The sequence below is a fragment of the Massilia sp. MS-15 genome (assembly GCF_020176695.1).
Lineage (GTDB): Bacteria > Pseudomonadota > Gammaproteobacteria > Burkholderiales > Burkholderiaceae_D > Telluria > Telluria hydrophila.
Genome location: NZ_JAIWIA010000035.1, coordinates 1 through 13,525, shown reverse-complemented (window position 1 = coordinate 13,525; position 13,525 = coordinate 1). Strand labels below are relative to the sequence as shown.

17 protein-coding genes are annotated in these 13,525 nt (G+C 64.6%); all 17 read right to left on the bottom strand.

The window, feature by feature from the left end:
- Window positions 1-4: 4 nt before the first annotated feature.
- Window positions 5-781: a 1-(5-phosphoribosyl)-5-[(5-phosphoribosylamino)methylideneamino]imidazole-4-carboxamide isomerase gene (gene hisA / locus LCI23_RS14320; protein WP_224947127.1), complete on the bottom strand. Its 777-nt coding sequence runs from the start codon at window positions 779-781 to the stop codon at window positions 5-7.
- A gap of 40 nt (window positions 782-821) precedes the next feature.
- Window positions 822-1,463, bottom strand: coding sequence for an imidazole glycerol phosphate synthase subunit HisH (gene hisH / locus LCI23_RS14315; RefSeq protein ID WP_224947126.1), 642 nt, complete (start codon window positions 1,461-1,463; stop codon window positions 822-824).
- 19 nt (window positions 1,464-1,482) lie between these two features.
- On the bottom strand, window positions 1,483-2,073 hold the full coding sequence (gene hisB / locus LCI23_RS14310) for an imidazoleglycerol-phosphate dehydratase HisB (protein WP_224947125.1): 591 nt from the start codon (window positions 2,071-2,073) through the stop codon (window positions 1,483-1,485).
- A gap of 43 nt (window positions 2,074-2,116) precedes the next feature.
- On the bottom strand, window positions 2,117-3,208 hold the full coding sequence (gene hisC, locus LCI23_RS14305) for a histidinol-phosphate transaminase (RefSeq protein WP_224947124.1): 1,092 nt from the start codon (window positions 3,206-3,208) through the stop codon (window positions 2,117-2,119).
- The gene (locus LCI23_RS14300) at window positions 3,205-4,050 is read right to left on the bottom strand and encodes a site-specific DNA-methyltransferase (protein ID WP_224947123.1); all 846 of its coding nucleotides are present in this window, start codon (window positions 4,048-4,050) and stop codon (window positions 3,205-3,207) included. The genes hisC and LCI23_RS14300 overlap by 4 nt, the downstream gene beginning before the upstream one ends.
- Window positions 4,047-5,369: a histidinol dehydrogenase gene (gene hisD / locus LCI23_RS14295; protein WP_224947122.1), complete on the bottom strand. Its 1,323-nt coding sequence runs from the start codon at window positions 5,367-5,369 to the stop codon at window positions 4,047-4,049. Before hisD ends, LCI23_RS14300 begins: the two co-directional genes overlap by 4 nt.
- A 6-nt stretch (window positions 5,370-5,375) precedes the next feature.
- Window positions 5,376-6,059 carry an ATP phosphoribosyltransferase gene (hisG, locus tag LCI23_RS14290; RefSeq protein WP_224947121.1) on the bottom strand — a complete coding sequence of 228 codons (684 nt, stop codon included), beginning with the start codon at window positions 6,057-6,059 and terminating at the stop codon, window positions 5,376-5,378.
- A 2-nt stretch (window positions 6,060-6,061) separates the two neighbouring features.
- Window positions 6,062-7,318, bottom strand: a complete 1,257-nt coding sequence (gene murA / locus LCI23_RS14285) for a UDP-N-acetylglucosamine 1-carboxyvinyltransferase (RefSeq protein WP_224947120.1) — start codon at window positions 7,316-7,318, stop codon at window positions 6,062-6,064.
- Window positions 7,319-7,320: 2 nt separating this feature from the next.
- Window positions 7,321-7,557 carry a BolA family protein gene (locus LCI23_RS14280; RefSeq protein ID WP_224947119.1) on the bottom strand — a complete coding sequence of 79 codons (237 nt, stop codon included), beginning with the start codon at window positions 7,555-7,557 and terminating at the stop codon, window positions 7,321-7,323.
- A gap of 21 nt (window positions 7,558-7,578) precedes the next feature.
- Window positions 7,579-8,346 carry an ABC transporter permease gene (locus LCI23_RS14275; RefSeq protein ID WP_224947118.1) on the bottom strand — a complete coding sequence of 256 codons (768 nt, stop codon included), beginning with the start codon at window positions 8,344-8,346 and terminating at the stop codon, window positions 7,579-7,581.
- On the bottom strand, window positions 8,343-9,290 hold the full coding sequence (locus LCI23_RS14270) for an ABC transporter ATP-binding protein (RefSeq protein ID WP_224947117.1): 948 nt from the start codon (window positions 9,288-9,290) through the stop codon (window positions 8,343-8,345). The genes LCI23_RS14275 and LCI23_RS14270 overlap by 4 nt, the downstream gene beginning before the upstream one ends.
- Before the next feature lie 237 nt (window positions 9,291-9,527).
- A complete protein-coding gene (locus tag LCI23_RS14265) occupies window positions 9,528-9,797 on the bottom strand; it encodes an STAS domain-containing protein (protein WP_224947116.1) in 270 nt (89 codons plus the stop codon).
- A complete protein-coding gene (locus tag LCI23_RS14260) occupies window positions 9,797-10,429 on the bottom strand; it encodes a phospholipid-binding protein MlaC (protein WP_224947115.1) in 633 nt (210 codons plus the stop codon). The genes LCI23_RS14265 and LCI23_RS14260 overlap by 1 nt, the downstream gene beginning before the upstream one ends.
- Before the next feature lie 106 nt (window positions 10,430-10,535).
- Window positions 10,536-11,318, bottom strand: a complete 783-nt coding sequence (locus tag LCI23_RS14255) for a VacJ family lipoprotein (RefSeq protein ID WP_224947114.1) — start codon at window positions 11,316-11,318, stop codon at window positions 10,536-10,538.
- Complete coding sequence (mlaD, locus tag LCI23_RS14250; RefSeq protein ID WP_224947113.1) at window positions 11,315-11,788, bottom strand: outer membrane lipid asymmetry maintenance protein MlaD; 474 nt, start codon at window positions 11,786-11,788, stop codon at window positions 11,315-11,317. Before mlaD ends, LCI23_RS14255 begins: the two co-directional genes overlap by 4 nt.
- Window positions 11,789-11,827: 39 nt before the next feature.
- Entirely contained in the window at window positions 11,828-12,610 is a 783-nt protein-coding gene (gene mlaE / locus LCI23_RS14245; RefSeq protein ID WP_224947112.1) for a lipid asymmetry maintenance ABC transporter permease subunit MlaE, read from the bottom strand.
- Entirely contained in the window at window positions 12,607-13,410 is an 804-nt protein-coding gene (locus LCI23_RS14240; protein WP_224947111.1) for an ABC transporter ATP-binding protein, read from the bottom strand. The genes mlaE and LCI23_RS14240 overlap by 4 nt, the downstream gene beginning before the upstream one ends.
- Window positions 13,411-13,525: the final 115 nt, after the last annotated feature.

The following is a 13,525-nucleotide window of genomic DNA, read 5'->3' as shown; positions in this document are numbered from 1 at the left end:
GAGCTTAAGCCTGGGCGCCCTCGGTGAGTGCGTCGGCGCGTTCCTGGGCCGAGGCCAGGTCGAGCGTGCCTTCGTAGATCGAGCGGCCGCAGATCACGCCCTCGATGCCTTCGTCCTGCACCGCGCACAGCGCTTCCACGTCGGCCAGGTTGTGCACGCCGCCCGAGGCGATGATCGGGATACGGACGGCCTGGGCCAGCTTGACGGTGGCTTCGATGTTCACGCCTGCCATCATGCCGTCGCGGCCGATGTCGGTGTACACGATCGATTCCACGCCATAGCCTTCGAACTTCTTGGCCAGGTCGATGACTTCGTGGCCCGACATCTTGCTCCAGCCATCGGTGGCGACCTTGCCGTCCTTGGCGTCCAGGCCGACGATGATCGAGCCCGGGAAGGCGCCGCAGGCGTCGTGCAGGAAGCCCGGGTTCTTCACCGCGGCGGTGCCGACGATGATGTAGGTGATGCCGTCGTCCAGGTAGCGCTCGATGGTGTCGAGGTCGCGGATGCCGCCGCCCAGCTGGACCGGGATTTCCTCGATGCCCATCTCTTCGGCGTAGTCCTGCACGGTCTTCAGGATGGACTTGATCGCCGCCTCGTTCTTCGGCTTGCCGGCGAAGGCGCCATTCAGGTCGACCAGGTGCAGGCGGCGCGCGCCCTTCTTCAGCCAGTGCAGCGCCATCTCGGCGGGGTCTTCGGAAAATACGGTGGCGAGGTCCATGTCACCCTGTTTGAGGCGGACACAGTGACCGTCTTTGAGGTCGATGGCGGGGATCAGCAGCATGGTCGTTGTCGGTTGGTTGACGGGGAATGAACGTAAAGGCTTACGGTTTCCAGTGGATGAAATTGCGGTACAGGCGCAGGCCGGCGGCCGCGCTTTTCTCGGGGTGGAACTGGGTGGCGACCAGGTTGTCGCGCGCCACGGCGCAGGCATACATGCCGCCGTAGTCGGTTTCGCCGATGGTGTCCCGGGCCTGCTCCGGCACGGCGTAGTAGCTGTGCACGAAATAGAAATAGCTGCCGTCCTCGACGCCTTCCCACAGCGGGTGGGCGCGGGTCTGGCGCACACGGTTCCAGCCCATCTGCGGCACCTTGAAGCGCGAGCCGTCGGCCTGCAGCCTGCCGTCGAGCTGGAACCGGACCACGCGGCCGGGCAGCAGGCCCAGGCCCGGCGTGCCCTCGTTCTCTTCGCTCGCGTCGAACAGCATCTGCTCGCCCACGCACACGCCCATCACCGGGCGCGTCTTCACGGCGCGCAGCAGCGCGTCCTCGGCGCCGGATTCGCGCAGGCTGCGCATGCAGTCGCGCATCGCGCCCTGCCCCGGCAGCACGATGCGGTCGGCCGCATCGATGTCTTCCGGCCTGTTCGACACCAGGATGTCGGCTTCGGGCGCGGCGGCGCGCAGCGCCTGCGCCACCGAGCGCAGGTTACCCAGGCCATCGACCACCACAATCTTGTTCGTCATGGTACGCATGTTCCCCAAGCTACAGGCTGCCTTTGGTCGAAGGAATGATGCCGGCGGCGCGCTCGTCGAGCGCGGTGGCCATGCGCAGCGCGCGCCCGAAAGCCTTGAACACGGTCTCGCACTGGTGGTGCGCATTCACGCCGCGCAGGTTGTCGATGTGCAGGGTCACGCCGGCGTGGTTCACGAAGCCGCGGAAGAATTCGCCCGTCAGGTCGACATCAAAAGTGCCGATCATGGCGCGGGTCCAGGGAATGTGCATTTCCAGGCCGGGACGGCCGGAGAAATCGATCACCACGCGCGACAGCGCTTCGTCCAGCGGCACGTAGGCGTGGCCGTAGCGGGTCATGCCTTTCTTGTCGCCGACGGCCTTGGCCACCGCCATGCCCAGCGTGATGCCGGTATCCTCGACGGTATGGTGGGCATCGATGTGCAGGTCGCCCACGGCGTCGACTTCGAGGTCGATCATGCCATGGCGCGCGATCTGGTCGAGCATGTGGTCGAGGAAGGGAACGCCAGTGTTCAGTTTCTGGCGGCCGGTGCCGTCGAGGTTGATCGAAACGCGGATCTGCGTTTCGTTGGTGTTGCGCGTGATGTCGGCGGTGCGGGTCATTGCTGGCTCATCTGGACAGCGCGTCCTGGCGGAAGCGCTGCGCTTAAAGGGATGCTTTCAGGGCATGCAGGAATGCGGTATTTTCTTCGGGGGTGCTGACCGTGACGCGGATGCAGTTGGCCAGCATCTTGTCCATTTTACTCAAATTTTTGATCAACACCTTTCCCGTGCTTAGTTCTGAACAGGTTTTGTCGGCGTCGGGCACCCGCAACGAAATGAAATTCGCCGCCGATGGAAACACTTCGACCCCCGGCAGCGCCGCCAGTTCGGCCGCCAGGCGCGTACGTTCCTGGTTCAGCAGCGCGGCCTGCCCGTCGAGTACGTCGAGGTGGTCGAGCGCGAACTCGGCCGCCACCTGGGTCAGCACATTGACGTTGTAGGGCGGGCGCACCTTCTCGAACTGTTCCAGCAGTTTCGGATCACCCGAGAGGTAGCCGAGGCGGATACCGGCCAGGCCCAGCTTGGACAGGGTGCGCATCACGACCAGGTTCGGGAATTCGGGCAGGCGGCCCATGAAGCTTTTCTTCGCAAACGGCTGGTAGGCCTCGTCGACCACCACGATGCCGGTCTCGCCCATGGCCTTGAGGATCGCCTCCATGGCCTGCTCGTCGAACAGGTTGCCGGTGGGGTTGTTCGGGTAGGCCAGGAACAGCAGCGCGGGCTGGTGCCGCGCGATGGCGGCCAGCATGGCCGGCAGGTCGAGCGAGAAGTCAGCGCTGTTGAGCGGCACGCCGACGAAGTCCGCGCCCGCGAACTGGGCCGAGCGCGCGAACATCACGAAGGCCGGGGTCGGGGCCATGACGACTGCCTTCCGGTCCTGGCGCGCGATGGCGGTGGCCATGATGGCGATCAGTTCGTCCGAGCCGTTGCCGAGCAGGACGTCATAGCCGCTCGGTACGCCCAGGCCGGCGCAGATCCTGCGCTTGAGCGTGGCATAGGACGGCACCGGATAGCGGTTCAGCGCGGCGTCGGCCAGGTGCTGGCCCAGCTCCGCGCGCAGCGCGTCCGGCAGTTCATACGGGTTTTCCATCGCATCGAGCTTGATGTAGCCGCTCGCGTCGGGCACATGGTAGCTGGCAATGGCGCGCACGTCGGCGCGGATGGTGTTTTCGATCAGCTTGTCGATGGCGTTCATACGGTTTCCTCGTCCAGGGGAGCGTTCCTGGCGCTCTTGCGTTTCTTGGTTCCCGCCCTGGCTCCCGGCTTGCTGCCGGCGACCGGCACCTCGGGCGCGGCCAGGCGCGCGCGGACGATGTCGCAATAGGCGGGGTTCAGCTCGAAGCCGGTGAAATGGCGGCCGGCCTGGCGCGCGGCGATCGCCGTGGTGCCACTCCCCATGAAGGGGTCGAGCACGATGCCGCCGGGCGGGCAGGATGCCTTCACCATGCGCGCGATGATTTCCAGCGGCTTCTGGGTCGGATGGTCGGCGCGCTCCGGATGCTCGCGGTGCAGGCGCGACACGCTCCACACGTCCTTCGGGTTATAGCCCACTTCCAGCCACTTGGCGCCGATGAAGATCGAGCGCGAGCGCGCCTTCTTGGTCTCGGCGTCGTAGGGGATGCGCACCGCGTCGAGGTCGAAGTAGTAATCCTTGCGCTTCACGAAGAAGCCGATGGTGTCGTGCACCGAGGAGAAGCTGCGCACGCTGCCGCCCATCGAGGGCACGCGGCGGTCCCAGATGATCTCGTTCATCATCGTCATGCGCTTTTTCAGCATCACGAAGATCTCGGGCGCGTGGCGCCAGGTAAGGAAGATGTACAGGCTGCCGTTGGGCTTGAGCTTGGGCAGGGCCGCGTCGATCCACGCCTCGGTCCAGGCCAGGTAGGCCTCGACGCTCTGCTGGTCGGATGCGTTGCCGTAATCCTTGCCCAGGTTGTAGGGCGGATCGGTCAGGATCAGGTCGATGGAAGCGTCCGGGATGCGCGCCAGGCCCGGCAGCGCATCCTCGCAGAACACCTGGTCGACCCAGGTGCTCATGATGTCTTCAGACGCAGTTCCGCGCTGCGGGCGTGCGCCTGCAAGCCTTCGCCATAAGCCAGTTCGGCGGCCACCTTGCCGAGCGTCTGGGCGCCCTGCTCGCTCACCTGGATGACCGACGAGCGCTTCTGGAAATCGTAGACGCCCAGCGGCGAGGAAAAGCGCGCGGTGCGCGAGGTCGGCAGCACATGGTTCGGACCGCAGCAGTAGTCGCCCAGCGACTCGGACGAGAAACGGCCAAGGAACATGGCGCCCGCATGGCGGATCCTGTCCGCCCATTGCAGCGGCTCCTCGGCCGAGATCTCGAGGTGCTCGGCGGCGATGGCATTGGCGATGTCGCACGCTTCCATCATGTCGCGCACCTTCACCAGGGCGCCGCGGTCGCTGAGCGAGGTGGTGATGGTCGCCGCGCGCGGCATGGTCGGCAGCAGCTTGTGGATGCTCGCTTCCACGCGCGCGATGTAGTCCGCGTCCGGGCACAGCAGGATGGCCTGGGCCAGCTCGTCGTGTTCGGCTTGCGAGAACAGGTCCATCGCCACCCAGTCCGGGTCGGTGGTACCGTCGCACAGCACCAGAATTTCCGACGGGCCGGCGATCATGTCGATGCCGACGGTGCCGAACACGCGGCGCTTGGCGGCCGCCACGTAGGCGTTACCGGGGCCGACGATCTTGTCCACGGCGGGGATGGTCTCGGTGCCGTAGGCCAGCGCGCCCACGGCCTGGGCGCCGCCGATGGTGATCACGCGGGTCACGCCGGCGATCGCGGCGGCCGCCAGCACCATCTGGTTCTTCACGCCATCCGGGGTCGGCACCACCATCACGATTTCCTGCACGCCGGCGACCTGCGCGGGAATCGCGTTCATCAGGACCGACGAAGGATAGGCGGCCTTGCCCCCAGGGACGTAGATGCCGACGCGGTCGAGCGGCGTCACGCGCTGGCCCAGCACGGTGCCGTCGGGCTCGGTGAACGTGAACCCGTTCAGCTCCTGCTTCTGGCGTTCATGGAACACGCGGATGCGCTCGGCGGCCGTGCGCAGGGCAGCGCGTTGCGCCTCCGGCAGCGCGGCCAGCGCCGCATCCAGCTCCGCCTGCCCGATGTCGAAGGCGGCCATCGAAGTGGCGCCGCCGTTCGGGATACGGTCGAACCGGTTCGTGTACTCCAGCACGGCCGCGTCACCGCGATGCTTCACCTCCGCCAGGATCTTCGCGACGCTTGCCTCGATGGCGTCGTCGGTCTCGGCCTCGAAGGCCAGCAGGGCATCGAGCGTCTGCCTGAAGTCGGGTGCGGTGGAGTCGAGCTTGCGGATCCGTACTGCCATGATGCGTTAACCTTTTGCTTGGGATGGGGACGCCTCAGTCGCCCGTTCGAAGGCATCGAGGATGGGTTGCAGGCGCTCGCGCTTGAGCTTGAGCGCGGCCTGGTTGACCACCAGGCGCGAGGAGATGTCCATGATCTTTTCGACTTCGACCAGGTTGTTGGCGCGCAGGGTGCCGCCGGTCGAGACGACGTCGACGATGGCGTCGGACAGGCCGACCAGCGGCGCCAGCTCCATCGAACCGTACAGCTTGATCAGGTCGACGTGCACGCCCTTGCTGGCGAAGTGCTCGCGCGCGGTGTGCACGAACTTGGTCGCCACCCGCAGGCGCGCGCCCTGGCGCACCGCGTTCTCGTAGTCGAAGCCGGCGTTCACCGCCACCGACATGCGGCAGGAAGCGATGCGCAGGTCGATCGGCTGGTACAGGCCTTCGCCGCCATGCTCGAGCAGCACGTCCTTGCCGGCCACGCCGAAGTCGGCGGCGCCGTGCTGGACATAGGTCGGCACGTCGCTGGCGCGCACGATCAGCACGCGCACGCCCGGGTCGTTGGTCGGCAGGATCAGCTTGCGCGAGGTTTCCGGGTTCTCGGTCACCGTGATGCCGGCGCTTGCCAGCAGCGGCAGGGTGTCTTCGAAGATGCGGCCCTTGGAGAGCGCCAGGATCAGGCCCGGCGCGCCAGTTTTACTAGTCATGGTCATTCTTTGATGCGCACGATGTCGGCGCCGACCGCCGAGAGTTTCACTTCCATGCGGTCGTAGCCGCGGTCGAGGTGGTAGATGCGGTCGACGACGGTGGTTCCTTCGGCCGCCATGCCGGCAATCACCAGCGAGGCCGAGGCGCGCAGGTCGGTCGCCATCACCGGCGCGCCAACCAGCCGGTCGACGCCCTTGATGAAGGCGGTATTGCCCTCGGTGGCGATCTGGGCGCCGAGGCGGTTCATTTCCTGCACGTGCATGAAGCGGTTCTCGAAGATGGTCTCGGTCACCTTGCTCGGGCCGTCGGCCAGGATGTTCACGGCCATGAACTGGGCCTGCATGTCGGTCGGGAAGCCCGGGTATTCGGTGGTGCGGAAGGACACCGGATGGGGGCGGCCATCCATGCGCGCGCGGATCGTGTCGTTGCCGACGTCGAGCTGCAGGCCGACCTGGCGCAGCTTCTCGAGCGCTACGTCGAAGGTATCGGTACGGGTGTTGCGCAGCATGATGTCGCCGCCGGTGGCCGCCACCGCGCACAGGAAAGTCGCCGCTTCGATGCGGTCCGAGATCACGGCATGCTGCGCGCCGTGCAGCGACTCGACACCCTGGATCACCAGGCGATCGGTGCCGATGCCCTCGATCTTCGCGCCCATGGCCACGAGCAGGTTGGCCAGGTCGGTCACTTCCGGCTCGCGCGCGGCGTTCTCCAGCACGGTCTCGCCAACGGCCAGGGTGGCGGCCATCAACAGGTTCTCGGTGCCGGTCACGGTGATCATGTCGGTGTAGATGCGCGCGCCTTTGAGCTTGCCGTCGGTCCTGGCATGGATATAACCACCTTCGATGGTGATCTCGGCACCCATCTGGCGCAGGCCCTTGATGTGCTGGTCCACCGGACGCGAACCGATCGCGCAGCCGCCCGGGAGCGAGACCTTGGCCTGGCCGAAGCGCGCCAGCAGGGGGCCGAGCACCAGGATCGAGGCGCGCATGGTCTTCACCAGTTCGTACGGCGCTTCGAGCGAGGTGATATTGGCGCCATTGAGCGTGACCCGTTCATCGTCCTGGGTCACCTTCAGGCCGGTCTGGGCCAGCAGCTTGAGGATGGTGCGCACGTCGTGCAGGCGCGGCACGTTCGACAGTTCGAGGTCGCCGCCGGTAAGCAGGCCGGCGCACAGGATGGGCAGCGCAGCATTCTTGGCGCCGGAAATGGCGATCTCGCCGTTCAGGCGCTTGCCGCCAACGATCTGGAGCTTGTCCATGCTTAGCCTCCGTACTCTTCGGGAGTCAGGGTTTTCATGGACAGCGCGTGGATTTCCTCGCGCATGCGGTCGCCAAGCGCGGCGTACACCAGCTGGTGGCGCTGGATCGGGCGCTTGCCGGCAAAGCTCGGGGACACGATGACGGCCGTGAAATGCTGGCCATCGCCTTCGACATGCAGGTGCGTGCATTCGAGGCCGGCGCTGATGTAGCTGTGGATCAGTTCAGGTGTGGTCGACACGGGGAAACTCCAGTGAATTCTTTAGTGACGAAGCTTGTAGCCGCGTTTGAGAAGGTTGACCGCGATGGCCGCCAGTACCACGAAGAACACCGACACGATGGCCAGGCTGGTCCAGGGCGAGACGTCGGACTTGCCGAAGAACCCATAGCGGAACCCGTCAATCATATAAAAGAACGGGTTGAAATGCGAGACCGCCAGCCAGAACGGCGGCAGTTTTTGGATGGAATAGAACACACCGGCCAGGAAGGTAGCCGGCATGATCAGGAAGTTCTGGAAAGCGGCCAGCTGGTCGAACTTCTCGGCCCAGATGCCGGCGATCACGCCCATGGTGCCGAGGATGGCCGCGCCCAGCAGGGCGAACACGACGATCCACACGGGCGCCACGAAGCTCAGGTGGGCGAACCAGGCGGTGACCACGAACACGCCGAAGCCGACCGCCAGCCCGCGCAGCACCGAGGCCGCGATGTAGGCCGACAGGATCTCGGCGTGCGACAGCGGCGGCAGCAGGATGAAAACCAGGTTGCCGGTGATCTTGGACTGGATCAGCGAGGACGACGAGTTGGCAAACGCGTTCTGCAGCACGCTCATCATCACCAGGCCCGGGATCAGGAAGGCGGTGTAGCTGACGCCATCCAGCATCTCGATGCGGCCGTCCAGCACGTGGCCGAAGATCAGCAGGTAGAGCATGGCGGTGACGATCGGCGCGGCGACGGTCTGGGTAGCCACCTTCCAGAAACGCAGCGATTCTTTATAGAACAGGGTACGGAAACCGACGGAGAACAGGTTCATTGCGGGCCTCCCGGCTGCGCATCTTGCCCACTGCTGCCGACCACCTGCAGGAAGATGTCTTCCAGGTCGGCCTGCTCCAGCTGCATCTCGTCGATCACGGCGCCACCCGCGCGCAGGCTGGCCAGGATGGCTTCGACTTCGTTGACGTCGTTCACGCGCAAGGTATAGCGGTTGCCGCTGCCGTTGTTCTGGTCGTGCTCGTCGTGCGAGACCAGCGGCCGCAGGCCCTCGGGCAGCTCGCCGCTTTTCAGGTGCACCACCAGCTGCGAGCCGGACACGCGGCGCAGCAGCGCCGACATGGTGTCCAGCGCCACCACCTCGCCCAGTTTCAGCATCGCCACGCGCTGGCACATGGCCTGCGCTTCTTCCAGGTAGTGGGTGGTCAGGACCACGGTATGGCCCGCGCGGTTCAGGCGCGAGATGAACTTCCACAGGGTCTGGCGCAGCTCGACGTCGACGCCGGCGGTCGGTTCGTCCAGCACGATCACGGGGGGCTTGTGCACCAGGGCCTGGGCCACCAGCACGCGGCGCTTCATGCCGCCGGACAGGGCGCGCATGTTGACGTCAGCCTTGTTGGTCAGGTCGAGGTTGTGCATCACCTCGTCGATCCAGGCGTCGTTGTTCCGGATGCCGAAGTAGCCGGACTGCAGGCGCAGCGTTTCTCGCACCGTGAAGAAGGGATCGAACACCAGTTCCTGCGGCACCACGCCGAGGCGCTTGCGCGCCTCGCGGAAGTCGGTGACGACATCATGGCCATGGATCCTGACGCTGCCCGCGTCGGGGCGGATCAAGCCGGCCACGGTGGAGATCAGGGTGGTCTTGCCGGCGCCGTTGGGGCCGAGGAGGCCGAAGAACTCGCCTTCCTCGATGTTCATCGAGACGCCCTTGAGGGCCTTGAAACCCTTGTAGCTCTTTTCGACGCTGTTAATCTGGATCGCTGTCATTCTTGTTGGAAGCGGCGGCGCGGACGCGCGAGGCCGTGGGGGAAACGGCCCATTATAGGGGAAATTGCAAATACAAGCGGCCGGCGGGTCATTCGGCGGGAGTGAGGCACGGAGTGGGGGGCTTGTGTTCTGGTCCACTGGACCGGAACATCCCATGCGCTGATGGCTATCGCTTGAACTGCCGTCGCGGCGCCGCACATCGTACGTATCACCGCGCGGGCGGCATAGCCGCCCACCCTACTGGATCAGCCCGTCCACGCCATACAGCGCAGCCAGCTTCTGCACGTTCTGGGGAACGTTGATGAAGCTGAGCCGCCGTCCGGCCACGCGGGCACGGCGCTGCCATGCCAGCAGCACCGCCACGCCGGACGAATCGGCGGCCTTGACGCCGCCCAGGTCGAACACGGTGTCGCCGGCGGCGATCGCCGCGCAGCCCTGCTCCAGCGCGCCGCGGGCGCTCTGGAAGGTCAGGGCATCGAGCGAGAGCATGGTATTGGCTTCGGCCATTACTTCGGCGCCTTCACTGGCTTGTTTGCCAGCTGCTGGTTTTGCTCGGTCAGTTTCTTGATCAGCCCATCGATGCCGGTCTTGTTGATCTCGCTGGTGAACGAGCTTTTATTGGCTTCGACCAGCCACGCGCCCAGCACGTTGAGGTCGTAGATCTTCCAGCCCTGCGGGCCTTGAGACAGGCGGTAGTTCAGGATGATCGGCTCGCGGCGGGCCGATTTCACCAGCGAACGCACCTCAACGTCGGTGGCGCCGGGTTCGGCGACCATCGGCTTGAACTCGACGGTCTCGTTCGTGATGGTCGACAGCGCGCCCGAGTAGGTGTAAACCAGTTTCGTGGTGAATTCGCGGGTCAATGCTTTTTGCTGCTCCGGGGTGGCCTGAGGCCAGAAGCGGCCGGCCGCCTGCTGGGTCATCTTCTGGGTATCGACGTGCGGCAGGATCTTGGAATTTACCAGGTCCATGATCTTCTTGCGGTTGCCGGCCTGGATGTCCTTGTCGGTCTTGACGGTCTCGATGACGTCGGCGCTGATGCGCTTGACCAGGGCATCCGGCGCTTCGGCAGCGATGGCCGAAGTGGCGAAGGCGATGGTGGCACTGGCTGCTACGATCAGTTGGATGATAGGTTTCATGTACTTTCCTTATGGTTGGGGCGGCGCATCCTGATCGGGAAGCGCGGTATGTCCCCGGTTAACTCTGCGTGCTGGCCTACGGATGACACCGGTATGTAAGGACTTGTTACTTGCCCGGTTTCACTGCCGCTTTTCCAGCCGGGTTGGCGGCCGGTTCGGCATTGCTGGTCGCCGCGTCCGCCTCTTCCTGCTGGCGCGGCACGTCGCCGTCGTAGACCTGGCTCTGGCGGCGCTGGAGGTAGGCATCGCGAAGAAACTCGTAACGGTCCAGTGCAACATCTTCCAGCAGGTTGGTGGCATCGAGCAGGCTGGCGCGCTTGTCGACCACGCGCACGGCGGCGCCGATATTGCGCCAGTTGGCCGGTTCCTTGTACTTCCAGATGTCGCCGCCCATGTCGGCTGGCAGGGCCGCGGTGTCACGCACCGTAGATGGGCCCAGTACCGGCAACATCAAGAACGGACCGCTCGGGATGCCCCACACGCCCAGGGTCTGGCCAAAATCCTCGTTGTGTTTCGGCAGGCCGGCTTCCGAGGCCAGGTCGAACAGTCCCAGGACCCCGAAGGTCGTGTTCAGCGTGACGCGGCTCAGGTCGCCCATGCCGGCTTCGCCCTTGCCCTGCAAGAGGTTGTTGACGGCGCTCCACACGTCCGACAAGTTACCAAAAAAATTGTTGACGCCCGTTTGCACGAAGCTTGGTGTCACATTCTTGTAGGCGGTGGCGGTCGGCTTCAGGACGCTGCGGTCGACCGCATCGTTGAAGCTGAACATGGCGCGGTTATAGCCTTCCAGCGGATCCTGCGGATTACCGGTGGTGGCGCAGCCGGTCAGCAGCAGCGCGGCGGCGATGGCCGCCAGGCCTTGCATGCGGCGGTATGGCAAGTGGTTCATTCACTACCTTCCTTTCCTTCAGCGGCCTTGCTATAGATGAATTGGTTGATCAGGTCTTCGAGCACCGTCGCCGACTGGGTACGGTTGATACGGTCGCCATCGGCCAGGTTCTGGGTGTCGCCACCCGGTTCGATACCGATGTATTGCTCGCCCAACAGGCCGGCAGTCAAAATCTTGAGCGAACTGTCTTTCGGGAATTTATAGCCTGGCTCCATATCGAGGCGCACGAGCGCCTGGTAGGTTTTGTCGTCGAAGGTGATTTCCCCCACGCGGCCCACCACCACGCCAGCACTCTTGACCGGGGCCTGCGGCTTGAGTCCGCCGATGTTGTCGAACTTGCCAGTTACGGCATAGGTCTTGCTGAACGAGATCGTGCTCATATTGCCGGCCTGCAGGGCCAGGAACAGCAGCGAGGCCGCGCCCAGCAGGACAAACAGGCCAACCCAGACGTCGATAGTTTTGCGATGCATACGAATACCCTAGTAACTCTTGTTTAGTTTCTTGACTGCTTATTTATTGAACATCAATGCGGTCATGATGAAGTCCAGGCCCCAGACCATCAGCGACGCAATGACGACGGTGCGCGTGGTGGCGCGCGACACGTCTTCCGGCGTGGGCTTGGTCTGGTAACCCTGGAACAGCGCCGTGAACGTCACCGCGATACCGAAGATAAAACTTTTCAATACGCCGTTCAGTACGTCAGCGCGCACATCCACGCCGGACTGCATCTGCGACCAGAACGCGCCTTCGTCCACCCCGATCAGTTGCACACCGACCAGGTAGCCGCCGAACACGCCCACCGCCGAGAAGATGGCGGCCAGGATCGGCATGGCGATCACACCGCCCCAGAAGCGCGGCGCCAGCACGCGCTGGACCGGATTAATTGCCATCATTTCCATGGCGGACAGCTGCTCGCCGGCTTTCATCAGGCCGATCTGGGCCGTGAGCGAGGTGCCGGCGCGGCCGGCGAACAGCAGCGCGGTCACGACCGGGCCAAGTTCGCGCACCAGCGCCAGCGCCACCACCTGGCCCAGCGCCTGTTCGGCGCCATACTGGTTCAGGGTGTAATAGCCCTGCAGGCCCAGCACCATGCCGACGAACAGGCCGGAGACGATGATGATCACCAGCGAATAGTTGCCGATGAAATGGATCTGTTCCGAAATCAGGGATGGACGCCGGAAAGCGCCCGGCGAGACGCCGAGCAGGTTGAAGAAGGCGCGGGTGGCGAAGCCGACGCTGCCGATGGCTTCGCGCACGCTGCGGCCGACGGTTTCCAGGAGACGCACGATCATGGACGCACTCCCAGCCCAAGGTCGTCGGCCAGCGACTTGCCCGGATAATGGAAGGGTACCGGACCATCCGGCGCCGCGTTCACGAACTGCTTTACATAAGGATCTTGCGAGACGCGCAGTTCGGCTGGCGTACCTTCCGCGACGATTTTGCCGGCCGACATGAAATACACGTAGTCGGCAATGGCAAAGCATTCGTGCACGTCGTGCGAGACCAGGATCGAGGTCGAGCCGAGCGCGTCGTTCAGGTTGCGGATCAGGTTGGCGGTCACGCCCATCGAGATCGGATCGAGGCCGGCGAAGGGCTCGTCGTACATGATCAGTTCGGGGTCGAGCGCGACGGCGCGCGCCACGGCGACCCGGCGCGCCATGCCGCCAGAGATCTCGGCAGGCTTGAGCTTGTGCGCATTGCGCAGGCCGACGGCATTGAGTTTCATGAGGACCAGGTCGCGGATCAGCTCTTCCGGCAGGTCGGTATGCTCGCGTAGCGGGAAAGCGACGTTGTCGAATACCGACAGGTCCGTAAACAGCGCGCCGAACTGGAACAGCATGCCCATGCGGCGGCGCAGGCGGTACAAGCCCTCGGTATTGAGCTGGTGCACGACCTCGCCACCAACGCGCACCTCGCCGCGCTGCGGGCGGATCTGTCCGCCGATCAGGCGCAGGACGGTCGTCTTGCCACAGCCCGAGCCGCCCATGACGGCGACGAGCTTACCGCGCGGGAAGTCCATGCGGAGGTTTGACAGGATGGAACGCTCTCCGTACGCAAAGTGCAGATCGCGGATTTCAACTAGGTTTGACACAGCGTCATTAAATTTTGGGTAATCCGTTATTGTAGTGCAGAAAGCTTAAGCCCCGCTTGAGGCAGCCCATTTTTGGGGTGCTTCCCCGGCATCTTCATGCAAGAAAACTAACCGA